This is a genomic window from Microcoleus sp. AT3-D2 (genome assembly GCF_036705715.1).
GTDB lineage: Bacteria > Cyanobacteriota > Cyanobacteriia > Cyanobacteriales > Microcoleaceae > Microcoleus.
This window is the reverse complement of sequence record NZ_JAUBVE010000005.1, coordinates 41,046-58,089: the sequence shown is the minus strand read 5'-3', so window position 1 is coordinate 58,089 and position 17,044 is coordinate 41,046. Positions and strand designations below refer to the sequence as shown.

Here is a 17,044-nt window from a genome sequence, read left to right as displayed (position 1 = left end):
TCTTACATGAATTTAATTAAAAAAATTGCAGCACAAAGGGAACGATGAAGACTGTTCTGCGGGGAACGCGATTGAATTTTGGGCGATTCCCTACCGCAACGGGCTCGCACGCGCGTTCGGGATAGCTTGGCTTCACGCATTTTTTAAAATTTAAGTAGCATTATGGTTGAAAATCCAAAATTATTGTGTTTTTTTTATAAGGCTAAATCAATTCATACTATAATAGTATAATCGCAAGTCTGTAGCTGCCAATAGCTGCGACATCCATTCAAACTCCAGAGATTTAAAAGCTATGTGCCAATTACTGGGAATGAACTGCAATGTTCCAACAGATATTTGCTTTTCTTTTGAGGGTTTTTCTGCAAGAGGTGGCAGAACAGACGTTCATCAAGACGGTTGGGGAATTGCTTTCTTTGAAGGTTTAGGATGTCGCCTTTTTATAGACTCAAAACCTGCGATTGCTTCTCCGGTTGCTGAAGTAGTGCGTCGCTATCCGATTCATTCAACTAACGTCATTGCTCACATCCGCAAAGCTACCCAAGGCGAAATTGCTCTGGAAAACTGCCACCCTTTTATTCGGGAACTTTGGGGACGTTATTGGGTGTTTGCTCACAACGGAAATCTCGAAAATTTTTCTCCAGAATGTGCCGGAGTTTACAAACCGGTTGGTAAAACTGACAGCGAAAAAGCATTCTGTTTGATATTAGAAAAGCTGCGCTCCACTTTTCCTCAAAGTAAGCCTGCTGTAGCGGAAATTTACCCGGTTTTGGAGGAAATTACTAAAAGTTTGGCAGAACACGGAATTTTTAATTATTTACTTTCCGATGGAGAACACTTGTTCACCCACTGTTCTACTAATCTGCATTATATTGTGCGACAAGCACCTTTTGCTAGCGCTCACTCGATCGACGAAGATGTAACAGTCGATTTCCGGGAATTGACCAAGGAGGACGATCGCGTGGCTGTTATTGCGACTTTTCCGCTGACAGATAACGAAGTTTGGACGCAAATTCAGCCGGGAGAATTGCTGGTATTTCAGGATGGTTTGCCCGTCAATTCTGGGCTGCTGGAGTTAAGTTAACGAGATTTAAACAAATTTAAAGCCTAAACAGAGCATCGAACCTGCTAAATAACCAGCTTTCCAGCTTGATTGATGAAGCCATATTTGCCATCGCGCTTGACAGCGGCTAAGCCTTCTGAAAAACTGCCGACAGCGGAAACTTGGGGGCGATCGCCCACTAGCCTGTTTGATTGATGTATCCGCACCCTTTTGAAGCCCTAACTGCTGCTAAACCTTCATTAATTGAGCCGGGGTTGCACAATTTGATGATGATGCTTGTGGGGTGTCCCGCCTTCAGTGAAAATATACCTGACTGGCTACGATATCCCATGCCACAAAACAATCAAAATCATCCCCCAATTATCCAACGGCTTCTACGGTTCCCGAAGTGACAACAGAGGGATTAATTCGGTTGAACAGCCGCTAAAATTTGTCCTGCTGTCACCGTTTGCCCCTTTTCACAAAACAACTCGGCAACAGTGCCGGCAACATCAGCAGTAATAGCAATTTCCATTTTCATCGCTTCCAAAATTAACAGCCGATCGCCCTCTGCAACCGTATCTCCAACATTAACCAGCACCTGCCAAACATTGGCCGAAACGTGAGCGACAACTGCCTCACAACCGATCGGCAAAACAACCTCCGCCGCCGTTTCAGAAGCCACATCCGCCGAGGCTTCTGCGATAGCTTCAGCGTCAAATTCCCCGGATGCGGCCCAGCGATCGCGCTCTGCATTAAATGCGGCCTGCTGCTGCGCTTTAAATTCAGCCGCACTGTTAGCAATAGAATGCAAAAACTCATTGTATTCTCTCAAATTAAAAGTGATTTCCTCAACCTTTAATTTAAACTTACCTTCGATAAATGCTTCCCGACAGCGGTGCAATTCCTCATGGGAAACCGGATAAAATCGGATTTGGTCAAAAAAGCGCAAAAGCCAAGGTTTACCAGACTGGAAATCCGCCGTTTGTTTGAACCGATTCCACATTTGTACCGTGCGGCCGACAAATTGATAACCTCCGGGCCCTTCCATGCCGTAAACGCACAAATACGCGCCGCCAATGCCCACTGCATTTTCAGGAGTCCAAGTGCGGGCGGGATTGTATTTAGTAGTAACCAAACGGTGGCGCGGATCGAGGGGAGTTGCGACGGGCGCGCCTAAATAAACGTCTCCCAAACCCATCACTAAATAGCTAGCATTAAATACAATTTCTCTGACTTGTTCGATGCTGTCAAGCCCGTTTATGCGGCGAATAAACTCAATATTGCTGGGACACCACGGTGCATCCGATCGCACAGACTGCATATATTTTTCAATCGCCAACAGCGTCGATTCATCTTCCCAAGATAAAGGCAAGTGCACAATTCGCGCCGGCACTTCCAAATCCTCGATCGCCGGAAGTTCGGCCTCCGCTGCAATCAGCGCCTGCATTAGCTGCTGTTGCGAAATCTGGCGGCCCTCAAAGTGAATTTGGAGCGATCGCATTCCCGGCACTAATTCGATAACACCAGGCAACGGATTTGCTTTCAACTGTTCCATCAATGCGTGCGCCCGAAAACGCAAATTTAAATCCAGCACCAACGGGCCGTATTCAACTAGAATATATTTATCCCCAGCTTGACGGTAAGTAACAGCAACCTGTCCCGGAGATTCGGGAATTTCGTGCAAAATTGGAGAAGCGGAAACTGCGGGCAATCCCTCCGCATTTTCCCCAAAAACAGGCAAACTAAAAGTAGCAATTTGCAGATTTTGTGCTAATTCCCGCTGCAAAGCTTCAGCAAAACTCAAACAGTGAAAGCGAATGCTGTCCCCCGGTTTTAGTTGCCCGATTTTCCACAATTCCGACTGCACAATAGTAGCAGGACACACAAAACCTCCCAAACTCGGGCCGTCAAGACCGAGAATTACAGGCATATCGCCCGTAAAATCGATCGTGCCGATCGCGTAAGCATTATCGTGAATGTTAGACGGGTGCAAACCCGCTTCCCCGCCGTCTTGACGCGCCCAGGTGGGCTTCGGGCCGATCAGCCGAATGCCCGTCCGCGTCGAGTTGTAATGCACCTGCCATTCTGTGGAGAAAAACATTTCGATGTCTGACTCAGTAAAGAAATCCGGCGCGCCGTGAGGCCCGTACAAAACGCCGATTTCCCAATTATTGCTGTAGGTGGGAATTAGTTCCGGAGGCAAAGATATTTCCGCTTCCAGAGTTGCAGTTTGAAGCAGTTTAAGCACATCTCCCGGACGCAGCGTGCGGCCCGCGTGTCCGCCAAATTTGCCCAGTACAAAAGTTGATTTGCTGCCCAAATAATCGGGGACATTAAAGCCGTGCTTTACTGCTAAATAAGTGCGGTAGCCGCCGCTTTCAATGCCTTTTAACTTAAGAATGCTGCCAGCTTTTACGGGAATTGCCGTCCAAAACGGCACCGATTCGCCGTTTAGCGTTCCCTTCATAGTTGCACCAGTCAAACTAATAACTGTATCGGCATTAAAGCGCAGAGTTGGGCCTGTCGCTGTGAATTCCAATCCTGCTGTCGATTCGGGATTTCCTACCACACGATTTGCCGATCGAAATGCCAGATGATCCATCGGCCCAGAAGGCGGCACGCCAACATCCCAATAGCCAATCCGCCCCGGATAATCCTGAATGCTGCTGTAGGTTCCCCCATCCAATACATCGATCGTTAAAGGTGCGTATTCAAAAGAGTTTAAAAAGCGCGTGCTCTGTTCGCCCCGGTTGAATCGGGAATCGTCTAAAATCTGGCGGAGGTAATCTAAATTAGTTTCAATTCCCGCTATTTCACTGGCATCTAAAGCAGCTTTGAGTTGAGCGATCGCCTGGGTTCGATTATCCCCGCAAACGATTACTTTGGCTAGCAGCGGATCGTAAAAAGGAGTAACCTCCGTGCCGGTTTCTATCCAACTGTCGCAGCGGACGTTTTCGGGAAACGTAACTTGATTCAGCAACCCGGAACTCGGCTGAAAATTCTTGCCGGCATCTTCGGCATAAATTCGCACCTCAATTGAGTGTCCCTGCGGTTGATAGCGGTACTCTTCCAGGGGAAACAAATCTCCAGAAGCCTGTTTTACCATCCACTCAACGAGGTCGATATTGTTGACAGCTTCAGTAACGCCGTGTTCAACTTGCAAGCGCGTGTTGACTTCCAAAAAATAAAACTGTTTCGCATCGACATCAAAGACAAATTCAACAGTACCCGCTGACTGGTAATTTACGGCTTTTCCCAACCGCACGGCTGCACTGTACAACTGATTTCGCTGTTCGTCGCTAATAGCAGGGGCGGGGGTTTCTTCAATTACTTTTTGATTGCGCCGCTGCACCGAACAATCTCGTTCGCCCAAGGCTATGACATTTCCTTTGCCATCTCCAAAGATTTGGACTTCTATGTGCCTGGCTGTTTGAATGTATTTCTCTAAAAAAACGCCGCTTTGTTTAAAATTGCTTTGACTCAAACGCTGTACTTTTTCAAATGCTTCTGCCAAATCTCGATCGCCAAAACAAGCCTGCAAACCGATGCCGCCGCCGCCTGCGGTACTTTTGAGCATCACCGGATAGCCGATCGCCCCAGCCGCTTTTTCCGCATCCTCTAAACTTGCTAAAAGGTCGCTTCCGGGAGTTAGCGGCACTTGATTTGCAGCGGCTATTTCCCGCGCGGTGTGCTTCAATCCAAAGCAGCGCAACTGACTCGGAGTCGGGCCGATAAATGCAATATTTTCGCTTGCACAAGCTTCGGCAAATTCAGCATTTTCGCTCAAAAAGCCGTAACCCGGATGGATAGCTTGAGCTTTAGTTTGGCGCGCAACTTCGAGAATGCGATCGAACCGCAAATAACTCTCGGCTGCGGCGGCTGCACCGATACAAACGGCTTCGCTGGCGGCGAAAACGTGCTTGGCGCGGGCGTCGGCTTCAGAATATACTGCTACTGAAGCAATTCCGAGGCGATCGAGCGTGCGGATAATTCGGCAGGCAATTTCACCGCGATTGGCAATCAAAACTTTGTTAAACATTTGGGTAATTGTATAAATCTTTGATTGATAAGTCAACCGCAGATGTAAGGGAGATGAACGCAGATAAACGCAGATAATTTCTAGAGAGGAAAGCTTGGGAATGCCATGCAAGTCTCTTGGGGCAATAGGGAAGGGCGCTAACAATAGTGCTAGCGTCCTCCTCGCGGGTGATTCTAATAGCTTGCGGCGGGCATATTAGATTACACGGAATCCCAAACAATCAACTGAATCGGTGTAGGATTGTAAGCATTGCAAGGATTGTTCATTTGCGGGCAGTTAGAAATAGCAACCAGTGCGTTCATTTCGGCTCGCAAATCAACTGTACTTCCCGGATCGGAGATGCCGTCAACAATTTCTAGCGTGCCGTCTTCGCTAACGGGAACATTCATAAAGAAGTTGATATTGCTGACTAAATCTCGCTTGCCCAAACCGTAGGGAAGAATTGCGGCGAGGAAATTTTCAACACAGGCGTGCTGGTATTTTTTATCTAGCCCAAACCGCACCGAATTGCTCTCGCAGCTACAGGCGCCGCCGGAGGTATCGTGCCGCCCGCACGAGTCAGCAATTATGGTCATCATGGCTCGCCCTTCGTTGGAAATGAGTTGGCTGTTTGTAGTGACAAAGATGTTGCCTTGATTGACGATCGTATCGGGGGCGCTGTAGCGTTCGGAAGGGTCATCGGCATTGTAAACTAAAAAATCTACTGCTTGATTTCCGCCTAAATCTACAATGCGGAGAATCTGTCCTTTTTTGATGACACGAGACCAGGGATGTCTGGCGGGTAAAACTTCGTTATAAATTGCAGTTTTTGGATCGAGAATTTGTTGGGTAGTTGCAGTCATGGTTCACTTTTTGTGATGGAATTACAGAATTTTTTACCGCCGATTGGTGCGGACAAGATTGAGTGCTGTAATCGAGTCTATTGCACGAACAAAGAATCAGTGTTGATGAACCCGCGCACGGCTTCCGGGTTGGCGGTGCGGCACAAGTCGTCTGGTGCGGGTGCGGGGGTTTTCACAATCTGAATTTGGATGGGTTTTGGATCGTAACTTGAACCCGGATGCAGGATGTGGGGGCAGTTAGAGATAATGGTCAATACGTTCATTTCGGCTCGCAAATCGATAAAACTCCCCGGTTTTTCGCAGCCTTCGCGAAACTCCATCGTGCCGTCTGGTTTGACGGCAATGCGAGTAAATAAGTTGAGGTTGGGCATGATATCTTTTTTGCCCAATCCCCACCGACTTAGGGCTTTGAGGAAGTTGTCGCGGGAGTTTTTCCAGTCTCCTTCGCCGTATTTTTTGGCATTGCTAATGGCGTTGCTGCATCCTCCTAACAAATCGTGACAGCCGGAGGTGTCTTGGGTGATGGAAAATAGGATGCGTCCCATGTCTGTGTAGATCGCCATGCCTTGTTTGAGAAAGGCGTTGAATTGAATTTTGGCGGTGTCTGCTGCGTTGAAACGTTCGATCGCATTGTCGGCGTTGTAGCACAGCATGGAAACGCCGCGAGAGCCTTCTAAATCGGTGATTCGCAGGGTGTTTCCCCGCTTGATGACTCCCGACCAGTACGCGCCGCCCGGTACGGTTTCTTCGATTAATACGAGGCTTGAATCGATTTGTGAGTTTGGGTCGATCGATGATAGTTGCACCATAAGTTCCTCTTGATGTATTTGGGGGGGTCAGCGAAACAAAACAATAGTATTTTGTAGCGGCCAAACCCGCCATCTCCCAAAGTAATATTTATTTCCACTGATATCTTGCACCATTCTCAAGAACGGGCTCTCCGGCCCGTTCCACAATAAAATTGAGTTTTGTGGAACGGGCCGGAGAACCCGTTCCTAAATAGGTAATTGACAATGGTGCAAGATGTTAAGTTTCCACTTACTTAGGTTGGGCGTTGTACTGTTGGCGTGGGTGCAAAAAGTGCAACTACAAACCTATTTTTATTTAAGCAGCCATTGCAACTGCTTCCTGTCCGTGTTTCCGCATCAAATCCATGAGTTCGTCGCGGTAATCGTGGAATTTGGCGTGGCGTTTAACGCTGGGAGTGCGATCGGGCAAATTAATCGACATTTCCTTTCTCACTGTACCGGGACGAGCGCCCAAAGCATAAATCCGATTGGAAAGAAACACCGCTTCTTCGACATCGTGGGTAATCATAAAGATTGTAATCTGAGTGCGGCGCCACAAATCGAGCATAAATTCGTGCATCGATTCTTTAGTGTGGATATCCAATGCGCCGAAAGGTTCATCCATTAATAACACTTTAGGTTCAGAAGCGAGGGCGCGGGCGATCGCCACCCGCTGTTTCATCCCGCCCGACAATTCCTTCGGTAGCGACGAAGCAAACTGCGTCAATCCTACCACACTCAAATAATAGCTCGCTTGTTCGCGCCGCTCCTTCTTGGACACGCCTTGAAGTTTGAGGCCAAACTCGGCATTTTCCTGCACGTTCATCCAAGGAAAAAGAGTGTAATGCTGAAATACCATACCTCGATCCGGCCCAGGCGAAACAACTTCTTTGCCATCAATTTTCACTTCCCCTGTTGTCGGCTTGTCCAATCCCGCAATCTGCCTCAACAGAGTAGATTTGCCTGAACCGGATGCGCCTACCGCGCAGATAAATTCGCCTTGCTTGATGCTCATATTGATGTCCTTGAGGACAACTAATTTACCCTTTTTCGTTTCAAAGTTTTTGTGCAGATTGTTGATTTGTAGAAACATGAGTTTATCCTCTGTATTGTAAGTAAAAAATGGATTTTTTCATTCCCAAAATCTGTAAATTTTAGGACTAACAACGATATCTAGCGTGGGTTTCAATTTTATTTTACACCACTGCCTTCTTCCTTCTTCCTTCTTCCTTCTTCCTTCAACATCTGCTTACTGTTTCTGACTTGACCATTTACAAGAAACCCGCAGCAGATATTGAAAAAGCAAGTCAAAAGTCAGTCCGATCGCCCCAATGACAATCAGCCCCACAAAAATTTCATCGGTTCGGAGAAATCGACCGGCGACGCTGATCCGGCGGCCTAAGCCTTCGGTTGCAGCAATCAATTCCGAGACGATTACCAATTGCCAAGCCGCAGCTAGGTTGATGCGGCTAGCATCAAGAATTCCCGGCAAAACGTGGGGAAAAATAACTTGAGTTAGGATTTCCCAGCGATTCCCGCCCAACATATAAGTAGCTTCGATCAAGTCTTTTGGAACAAACTTGACTGTATCCATCACCATCAGCGAATTGAAGAAAAAGACACCGATAAATATCAGGGTAATTTTGGGTTCTTCGCCGATTCCCAAGTAGAGAATTAATAGGGGAATGAATGCTGGCGCGGGCATATATCGCATCAAGCCGAACATGGGTTCTAGCAAGGCGCGAATACTGGGAAAACTGCCCATCAGCACGCCAATTGGTATAGAAAAAACCAAGGCGAACAGAAAGCCCACTCCCACCCGCCACAAACTCGCTACTGTGTCTTTCAAAAGTTCGCGAGTGTTCCACAGCCGACCAAATGCCTCTAAAACTTTGCCGGGTGAAGGCAAAAATTTGGGGTCTACGTTGGCGAAGGTTGTTACTAGCCACCACAGCAGCAGCGGCAGTGCGATCGATGTTACCGTTAACCCAATATTGAGGGGTTGTGGTATCTCTTCCGCAATCCGCCAGAAAACGGTGGGATTTAGGTTTTTTTGCTTGAGGTGAGATTGGATCGATCGCGGATCGGGATTTGGTGGCATGATTTAATTACTGAATAGTTTATCGAGTAATTTCGGTGATTTTTGGCAATTTTAAAAACCAATATTTGTGACAGGTATTAGCAGAGGTAGGACACAGCGCCGTGCCATTCTTCGTGTCAACTTAAGACGGAAACCCTTCAGAAATCTCGCTTGTCGTCGAGTCTAGATCCCCCTAAATCCCCCTTAAGAAGGGGGACTTTGAGAACACTCTTATCCCCCCCTTATTAAGGGGGGTTAGGGGGGATCTGGGCTTAATCGTCAGACAGCAGACCGGTCTTAGGTTTGAGCTGGTTGTTGACACCAATGGGCTTTGCCTAAGTCCCTAGGGCGATCGGGGTGTACTCGATAAACATGAAATCTGCTGTAATTTTGCATTCTAGCTTCTACCTTCGGCATAAGCTTTTATAAAGCGATCGTCAAATAATGTGCTAATATCTGGTTGGGTTTTTGCTAAATTTACATCTACGAGAAATTTAGTCATTTCGGCAGCCGCAAACTGTAATGATGTCATGTCATTTCCCGGTTGAAAGGCTTTCAAGTTTTCCTCGATCGTAAATATCTTTGTGCCGTTTTCATATTCTTTGTATTCCTCTACGCTGACTCCGGCGCGGTTTGCTAAAATTTGGTAAGATTTGTCTGGATTTGATTTCATGTATTCTAATGTTGCAAACCATGAATTGACCAGGGCTTGTACTCGATCGGGGTGTTCGCCGATAAACTTTCGGGTGAATACCAAATGGTCGGAAATCGCCCCCGGAAAATCTTTGGAACTAAACAGTTCCTTGCTGTTCGATCGTTTTAATGCCTGTGTGGTAAACGGCGCAAATACTGCCACCGCATCGACTTTTCCTCCGACGAAAGCCGCCGCAGCTTTGCCAGTTTCCAACGGTACAAATTGAATATCTTGCACTGATAAACCTGCTTTTCTCAGCCCTAACAATAAGAGAAAGTGATCGACTGTACCTTCCTCTGCGGCTACTTTTTTACCTTTCAAATCGGCAACGGAATTGATGCCTTCGGCGACAATCACTTTGTCATTTCCCGTCGAGTTGTCGTTGACTAAAACAATTACTTGGTCGGCACCACCGGATATAGAGTTTACGGTATCGCCGAGGGTTTGGCTGTTAGCATTTATCTGTCCTGCTGTGAGGGTGCTGATCGATTCTAAGTAGCCGTCAAACCATTTTAAGTCTACAGCAACATTGTTGGCTTCAAATATCTTTTGTTCTTTGGCAATTTGCCAAGGAAACCAGCCGGGCCACGCGCTGAATCCGAGGCTAACTGCATCAGCACTTACTGAAGAAGCTGCTTCGCTTTCTGTCGTGGTTTTGATATAAATTGCCGGGTTGACGCAGCCGACAGCGAAAAACAAGGTGATAAAAAATAAGGCGCAGTAGGATAAGGGCGATCGCGTTATTTTTGGGGAGCAATATCGGATATCCATAGCAGATTCTGGTTGCTGGTTAGAGGTGAATATGTCGATCGAGCTTTTGCACCTTCTTTGGCTTCCTTAGCTGCCACAAACCCCCTTGATATACAAGGATAAAGCCCGAGAGCTAACGAACCGAGTCTTGATGACCGATCGCGTTTCTCCCGGGCTTTTATCCCGCCGTGTAACTGGCTAGTGTTTCCCTAAAATTCAATCTGGGGAGAACCAGTCTGCTTCTCTCGGACCAGCACTTGAACTTTCTAAGCTGAGTTAGAAATTAATTCAAATCGGAACCCTAGAAGCTGTTAAATTTTTTCGGTTCTTGTCTGTATAAGCCCTGTTTGCAACCCAAGGAGTTATTCGAGACTGTTGGTAACAGCAATGCACTTAGCTTTTTGAAAGGTAAGCATACTGTAGCGTGGAATTTTACTAGATTGCTACGTCTCAAACGGTAACAGCAAACTTAATGAGAAAATGTGTAAGATGTTACAAAAAATGGTTTTTTTTGGAGTAGTTAATTAAAATTTTTGGAAGATTAAACCGGGCGATGAGACGGGGCAATTGGAAATCGCGAAGTTTACCTGCACACAAAGACTAAACCCGCAAGGTCATAGTTGAATATTTCTTGAGAAATACTTCGATCGCCCGTTAACTGGATGCGAGTACGATCGCCAATGCGGTAAACTAACATCCTATTTGTAATAACGATCGGCAAACACAGCCTGTGAAGTCAAATCCGTTAGCATTGGAATTATTCCTCTCTCTCCGATCTCCCTCTGCGTTCTCTGCGCTCTCTGCGGTTAAATCATCCTCATATAACCAGAAATGATATGAAGTCAAATCTTCAATCTAAAATCTAAAATCTAAAATCGACAGAGTTAATTGAGGGTGCATTATGGAAAAAGTTAACTACAGTCAGAGTCTCGACATTCATTCGCTGCTCGATCGCTACCGCACCGGCTCGATCGCGCCTGCAGATGCGATCGCCAGCGTGTACCATCGGATCGAACGCTATGCAGATCCGGCAGTATGGATTTATTTAGCACCGCAGGCGGAAACCCTCGAACGCGCCAAAGCTTTGGAAAACCTAGATCCGCAACAATTGCCGCTCTACGGGATACCTTTTGCGATCAAAGATAATCTCGATTGGGCGGGCGTTCCGACTACGGCGGGATGTCCTGCGTTTGCTCGCACTCCAGCGCGATCGTCCGCAGTCGTAGAGCGCCTGTGCGCGGCCGGTGCGATCGCGATCGGCAAAACAAACATGGATCAATTTGCCACAGGATTAGTGGGAACCCGCACTCCCTATGGAGTTTGTCGCAATCCGTTCGATCGGCGCTACATTCCGGGCGGATCGAGTTCCGGTTCCGCAGCAGCAGTCTCCGCCGGATTGGTGAGTTTTGCTCTAGGTACCGATACCGCAGGCTCAGGGCGGGTTCCCGCTGCTTTTACCAACATTGTCGGGCTGAAGCCAAGTTGCGGATCGATCAGCACTAGCGGCCTGCTGCCGGCAGTGCGATCGCTCGATTGCGTTTCTGTGTTCGCTCTCACCTGTGCGGATGCAGCCTCGGTGCTGCAAGTAGCCAGCGGTTTTGATGCTGAGGATGCGTTTTCTCGTCGCCCTGAAACGAAAGTTTTGCCAGATTTATCCAGCTTGCGGGTGGGAGTTCCCAGAGAGGGCGAACTCGAATTTTTTGGGAATGCAGAAGCCGAACAGCGCTACCGAGAGGCGATCACGCGCTTGCAATCATTGGGCTGCACGATCGCACCTATTGACTTCAAACCCTTTGCGGATGCTGCCCAACTGCTCTACGGCGGGCCTTGGGTAGCAGAAAGGTTGGCCGCGATCGGCGATTTCCTCGACGCGCACCCAGAGGATATCGATCCGATCGTCTACGAAATTATCAGCGGCGGCAAACGCTACGATGCCGTCTCTGCCTACCGCGCGTCATACCAGTTGGCCGAACTCCGCCAGCTTGCAGAAATTCAGTGGCAGTCAATGGATGTGTTGGCGGTACCCACGACAGGCACAATTTATACTGTCGCAGAAGTTGCAGCCGAGCCGATCGCGCTCAACACCAATCTCGGGCGCTACACAAACTTTGCGAATTTGCTCGATTTGTGCGCGATCGCAGTTCCCAGCGGGTTTCAAAGCAGCGGATTGCCCGCAGGATTGACACTGATGGCTCCTGCGTGGCACGATTTATCGCTCTGCCGCCTGGGATCTGCTTTCCACGATCGCTTGGGGGGAACTTTGGGCGCAACTGGCCAGCCGCTACCAAGCCTCCCGGAACCAGCCATTGCCCCCAAATCTGACTCAGAAGAACGAGTTAAAATAGCCGTGGTTGGCGCTCATTTGAGCGGTGAGCCGCTGAATTATCAACTAATCGAGATCGGAGGAATTTTGGTTCGCGCCTGCCGTACCAGCCCGATTTACAAGCTGTACGCTTTGACGGGTACTGCTCTTGGCAAGCCGGGATTGGTGCGTCAGATAGAGGGCGGTAGCGCGATCGAGGTGGAAGTTTGGGAGTTGTCGATCGCGGCTTTCGGCGGATTTGTCGCTAAAATTCCCCCGCCCTTGGGAATTGGTACGCTGGTGTTGGAGGACGGCTCGACGGTGCAGGGCTTTTTGTGCGAACCTTATGCTGTGGCGGATGCGATCGATATTTCTGATCTAGGCGGTTGGCGAGCGTATAACTTCCGGTTTTAAGTTAAGTTAGAATTGCAAATTTCTACCCATCTTCAGAATCATGCCATCAGCAGTGCCAATTCGACCAATTCCCGTCACAACCCCAACCCCCACCGGCGGCGGTACCAGTCCCGGAGGGGCACCTGGTGGCACTCGCGGCACCAGCGGCCCCGACTCCCTCAGAGGTACTGCGGGCGCTAACTTGATATTTGGTTTGGGTGGCCCTGACAGCATTTTGGGCTTAGGCGCAGACGATTCCCTCTACGGCGGCGACGGCGATGACTCACTGCTGGGCGACATTGGCGATGACAGACTGTTCGGCGGTGCTGGCCGTGACAGCGTTTTGGGCGGCGCCGGCGACGATACTTTCTACGGCGGCAAAGGTTCTGACTCTATGCTGGGCGACGTTGGCAATGATTTGCTGTTTGGCAACCAAGACACCGATACTTTGTTGGGCGGCGCGGGTAATGACACGTTTTTTGGGGGGGCCGGCGATGACTCGCTGTTTGGTGGCATCGGCGATGACTGTTTATCGGGCGATCGCGGCCGAGATACTTTAACTGGCGGCGCCGGAAACGATACTTTTGCGATCGGGCGTCAGGCAGATGCTGATGTCATTACAGATTTTACTGATGGTACGGATCAAATTCGCTTGGCTGCCGGCCTCACCTTTGGCGAACTCACCATTGCCGCTGGGGCAGGAACTTCGCCGAGTACAATTATTCAGCTTACAAGCACCAAGGAAACTCTGGCTACTTTATTCGGAGTTGCCCGCGCTTCTATCAGTCAGGCAGACTTTATTCTTTAATTGGGAATTGTTGACGGTTGACGGTTGACTGTTGACGGTTGACTGATACAAAATCCGGGTTGGCTAACCATTTTATGAGACTCGGTGCTTGAAACCGCTTTTGACCTCAAACTACACAAACGAAGTCTGCCTTCGCAGACTAAGATAGAGAAAGTTATTTAAGCAGGATTTGGTATGACAAATAACAAATAACAAATAATATCATTTCCGGTAACACCGGAATGATGTTGACTGTTAACGGTTGACTGTTGACTGTTCACGGCGTCAACAGTCAACCGTCAACAGTGAACTCGAATTTACTATTCCGATGCTAACGGATTTGATATAACAACTGACTACTGACTACTGACTACTGACTAATGACTAATGACTAATGACGGTTTTCTCAATCTCAACAAACCTGCGGGCATGACTTCTCACGACTGCGTGGGGCGAGTGCGCCGGCTATTGAAACTCAAGCGAGTCGGACACGGAGGAACCCTCGATCCTGCTGTGACTGGCGTTTTGCCGATCGCCCTGGGCAAAGCAACCAGACTGCTACAATATCTCCAACACAATAAAGCTTACCGAGGTACGATTCGGTTTGGCTTAACTACTGCTACTGACGATTTAGAAGGAGAAATTATCCATTCTCAACCGGTGCCAGAGTTGAGTTTGGAAAAAGTGCAAGCTGCACTGCCCAAATTTATAGGAAAAATCGAGCAGTTTCCACCGAGTTTTAGTGCGGTGCAGGTGGGAGGAAAACGCCTTTATGAGTTAGCTAGAAAAGGCGAAACTGTGGAAGTTGCTGCTAGAAATGTTGAGGTTTTTCGGCTGGAAATATTGGATTGGCGGCCGGGGGATTTTCCTGAATTGGATTTGTCGATCGCCTGCGGGGCGGGTACTTACATTCGGGCGATCGCACGGGATTTGGGCGCTATGTTGAATGCAGGCGGTACTTTGGCTTGTTTGACTCGCACCGAAAGTAGCGGTTTTTCGATCGACCAAAGTCTAACTTTTGAACAATTGGAACTGCAATTGCAGGAGAATAAATTCTGCCCGATTTTGCCATCGGCGGTTTTGGGACATTTAGGTGCGATCGTCCTTTCCCCTGAATATACCAAACGCTGGTTTCAAGGACAGCGCCTCCCGATTCCCGAAACGCCGATCGGGCCAGAGGAGGAAAGTAGCAACAATTCCCCCCACAACCCAATACCCGAACCTCCCTATCCCTTGCAGGTGTACGATCGAGACGGTAATTTTTTAGGTATCGGTCAAGTAGCCAACTCAGAGACAAGTACCATATTATCTCCTCAAATTGTGATTTGAGTATCTAAAATAAAAATGAAAAAAGGTATAATTGGTACTGGAAAAGTTGGCGCAACTCTAACCGCTGTGAATGCTCTCGATGCACCTAGCTTACAGCGGTACGGGACGAGATTGGCCTATTAATCTAATCAATCGCTGAGGTAAAAATTGTGAAAATATTGCTGATCGGATTAATCCGAGGCTACAAAATGGGGATTTCTCCTTACCTGCCTAACGCCTGTAGATTTCAGCCAACTTGTTCGCAATACGCGATCGAAGCAATAGAAAGATTTGGGCCGGCCCGCGGCAGCTCAATGGCAGTTAAGCGAATTTTACGCTGTCATCCTTTTCATCCAGGGGGTTACGATCCAGTACCTCCCACAGATAGCGAAGGCAATTAGTTATTAGTGAGAATCCCGATTTTAATGATTAGTTAATAGTGCAAATAGGCGTTGTATCCTCATGGCTAAAACTACCGAGGGGAATCACTCCCTAAGAGGGTAAAATTCTCACAATTAGTGGTGTTTTTTAACCTAAATTCAGTAATTTTACTGTTATCTTTCAAAACTCAGCAGCTATATAATGGTACAAACAGAGTACAGGGGATGCGAGTTGATATGTCTGCTACCGCAATCGGATACAAAATGTTGTCCCATACTCTGGCTGTACTCAGCCAGAAACAAGCAACGGGGAAACTGCTGTTAGAGCAAGGCGAACAACAGTGGCAACTTTACTTTTTTCAGGGTAGTTTGGTTTATGCCACTGGAGGAGCGCACAGAGCGAGGCGCTGGTACAGGGCGATCGGGCAACACTGTCGAAACTTTCAAGTGGATCTCAGAAACCTCGATGCTGGAGAACTGTGGGAATATCAACTGCTTCAGCGAGGGATAGCAGCCAGCGAAATGAGTCTGGAACAAGCTAGGGCGATCGTCCACACCAGCCTTTCCGAAGTGTTATTTGCTCTGATCGGTCAATCGGGTTTGCGCCGGGAGTGGCGTCCGTCCCAGAAATATTTTTCTACCATTACCTCTTCTTTGCTGCTGTCTTTAACAGAAGTAGAGAAAGTTCTGTGTTGTACAGAAGAAATTTGGCAGAAGTGGAAAGCAATGGGTTTGTGGCTGGTAGATCCCGAACAAGCACCACTTTTAAAAGCATCGGCTCAGTTGCAGCAAAATCGATTTAGTTCTAATTCTTTGATCGCTTTGGGTAACGTATTCAACGGCGAGAATACTCTTTGGGATATTGCATTTAAGAAAAAGCAGTGCGTGACAGTGGCAACTCGCGCTTTAGTTAATTACATCAAGCAAGGTTTAGTAAATTTCCGAACAGTACCAGACTTGCCGTCGCCTATAGAACAGTGGCGCCTTGCCTCAGCGATGGCAGGGCCGGGTCGCCCTTTGATTGCTTGTATCGATGACAGTCCGACAGTTTGCGAATTTTTAGAGCAAATTTTATTGCCGGAGGGGTATCGAGTCCTAAAAATTCAAGACCCCATGCAGGGAGTGGGCCTCCTCGCCAAACAAAAGCCTGCTTTAATTTTTATGGACGTGGTGATGCCCAAGACAAGTGGCTTTGCTTTGTGCAATTTTTTGCGAAAAACACCAGCTTTTCGGGAAACTCCGATCGTATTTTTGACCGGTCAAGATAGTATAATTGACCGCACGCGGGCGAAATTGACAGGTGCTTCCGATTTTTTGAGCAAGCCAGCCAATCCCGAACAGGTTGTGCAAATAGTTGATAAGTATTTGAAGGTAAAAGGCGATCGCCACCCTTCAGCAATCCGCCCCCAAGATATACTTAATCCACGACAACTTACCCTGGCAAATTCTTGAACCCAAATTATGCTGATCAAGCGTCACTTATCGGGCGCGTGAGCCTCCTGGGCACCCGATAAGTATTGTAAAATAAAGACGCCACCGGATTTTACCAATAAATCTTGTAGGGGCGGTTGCATGGTTTTTCTGACTTTCAAAGCCCGCATTTCCGTAAACCAGCTCAACGCGTATTGATTCTAATACC

The 17,044-nt window shown here is 48.0% G+C and carries 13 protein-coding genes and 1 riboswitch; of the genes, 6 read left to right on the top strand and 7 right to left on the bottom strand.

Annotated elements, in window-relative coordinates; genetic code table 11:
* The first annotated feature begins 292 nt into the window (after positions 1–292).
* On the top strand, positions 293–1,081 hold the full coding sequence (locus QUB44_RS03740) for a class II glutamine amidotransferase (RefSeq protein ID WP_333363274.1): 789 nt from the start codon (positions 293–295) through the stop codon (positions 1,079–1,081).
* Between the two features lie 44 nt (positions 1,082–1,125).
* Here the strand turns inward: QUB44_RS03740 and QUB44_RS03735 are convergent, their stop codons facing one another.
* From QUB44_RS03735 to QUB44_RS03705, 7 genes are all read right to left on the bottom strand, one after another.
* A complete protein-coding gene (locus QUB44_RS03735) occupies positions 1,126–1,239 on the bottom strand; it encodes a WG repeat-containing protein (protein ID WP_333363272.1) in 114 nt (37 codons plus the stop codon).
* Between the two features lie 224 nt (positions 1,240–1,463).
* Positions 1,464–5,081 (bottom strand): urea carboxylase, encoded by a 3,618-nt coding sequence (gene uca, locus QUB44_RS03730; protein ID WP_333363270.1) that lies wholly within the window; start codon positions 5,079–5,081, stop codon positions 1,464–1,466.
* Between the two features lie 200 nt (positions 5,082–5,281).
* Complete coding sequence (locus QUB44_RS03725; protein WP_333363268.1) at positions 5,282–5,923, bottom strand: urea amidolyase associated protein UAAP2; 642 nt, start codon at positions 5,921–5,923, stop codon at positions 5,282–5,284.
* A 77-nt stretch (positions 5,924–6,000) separates the two neighbouring features.
* Positions 6,001–6,732, bottom strand: a complete 732-nt coding sequence (locus tag QUB44_RS03720) for an urea amidolyase associated protein UAAP1 (RefSeq protein ID WP_333363266.1) — start codon at positions 6,730–6,732, stop codon at positions 6,001–6,003.
* Positions 6,733–7,027: 295 nt separating this feature from the next.
* Positions 7,028–7,804 (bottom strand): ABC transporter ATP-binding protein, encoded by a 777-nt coding sequence (locus QUB44_RS03715; protein ID WP_333363263.1) that lies wholly within the window; start codon positions 7,802–7,804, stop codon positions 7,028–7,030.
* A 156-nt stretch (positions 7,805–7,960) separates the two neighbouring features.
* A complete protein-coding gene (locus tag QUB44_RS03710) occupies positions 7,961–8,812 on the bottom strand; it encodes an ABC transporter permease (RefSeq protein ID WP_333363261.1) in 852 nt (283 codons plus the stop codon).
* 376 nt (positions 8,813–9,188) lie between these two features.
* Positions 9,189–10,256, bottom strand: coding sequence for an ABC transporter substrate-binding protein (locus QUB44_RS03705; RefSeq protein WP_333363259.1), 1,068 nt, complete (start codon positions 10,254–10,256; stop codon positions 9,189–9,191).
* A 144-nt stretch (positions 10,257–10,400) separates the two neighbouring features.
* Positions 10,401–10,551: riboswitch (guanidine-I (ykkC/yxkD leader) on the bottom strand.
* A gap of 585 nt (positions 10,552–11,136) precedes the next feature.
* Here QUB44_RS03705 and atzF point away from each other — a divergent pair.
* From atzF to QUB44_RS03680, 5 genes are all read left to right on the top strand, one after another.
* A complete protein-coding gene (gene atzF, locus QUB44_RS03700; protein ID WP_333363257.1) occupies positions 11,137–12,951 on the top strand; it encodes an allophanate hydrolase in 1,815 nt (604 codons plus the stop codon).
* Between the two features lie 40 nt (positions 12,952–12,991).
* Entirely contained in the window at positions 12,992–13,738 is a 747-nt protein-coding gene (locus QUB44_RS03695; protein WP_333363255.1) for a calcium-binding protein, read from the top strand.
* Between the two features lie 366 nt (positions 13,739–14,104).
* Positions 14,105–15,046, top strand: coding sequence for a tRNA pseudouridine(55) synthase TruB (gene truB / locus QUB44_RS03690; RefSeq protein ID WP_333363253.1), 942 nt, complete (start codon positions 14,105–14,107; stop codon positions 15,044–15,046).
* A gap of 149 nt (positions 15,047–15,195) precedes the next feature.
* Positions 15,196–15,426 (top strand): membrane protein insertion efficiency factor YidD, encoded by a 231-nt coding sequence (yidD, locus tag QUB44_RS03685; RefSeq protein ID WP_190732478.1) that lies wholly within the window; start codon positions 15,196–15,198, stop codon positions 15,424–15,426.
* 216 nt (positions 15,427–15,642) lie between these two features.
* Positions 15,643–16,857, top strand: a complete 1,215-nt coding sequence (locus QUB44_RS03680) for a response regulator (RefSeq protein WP_333363252.1) — start codon at positions 15,643–15,645, stop codon at positions 16,855–16,857.
* The last annotated feature ends 187 nt before the right edge of the window (positions 16,858–17,044 follow it).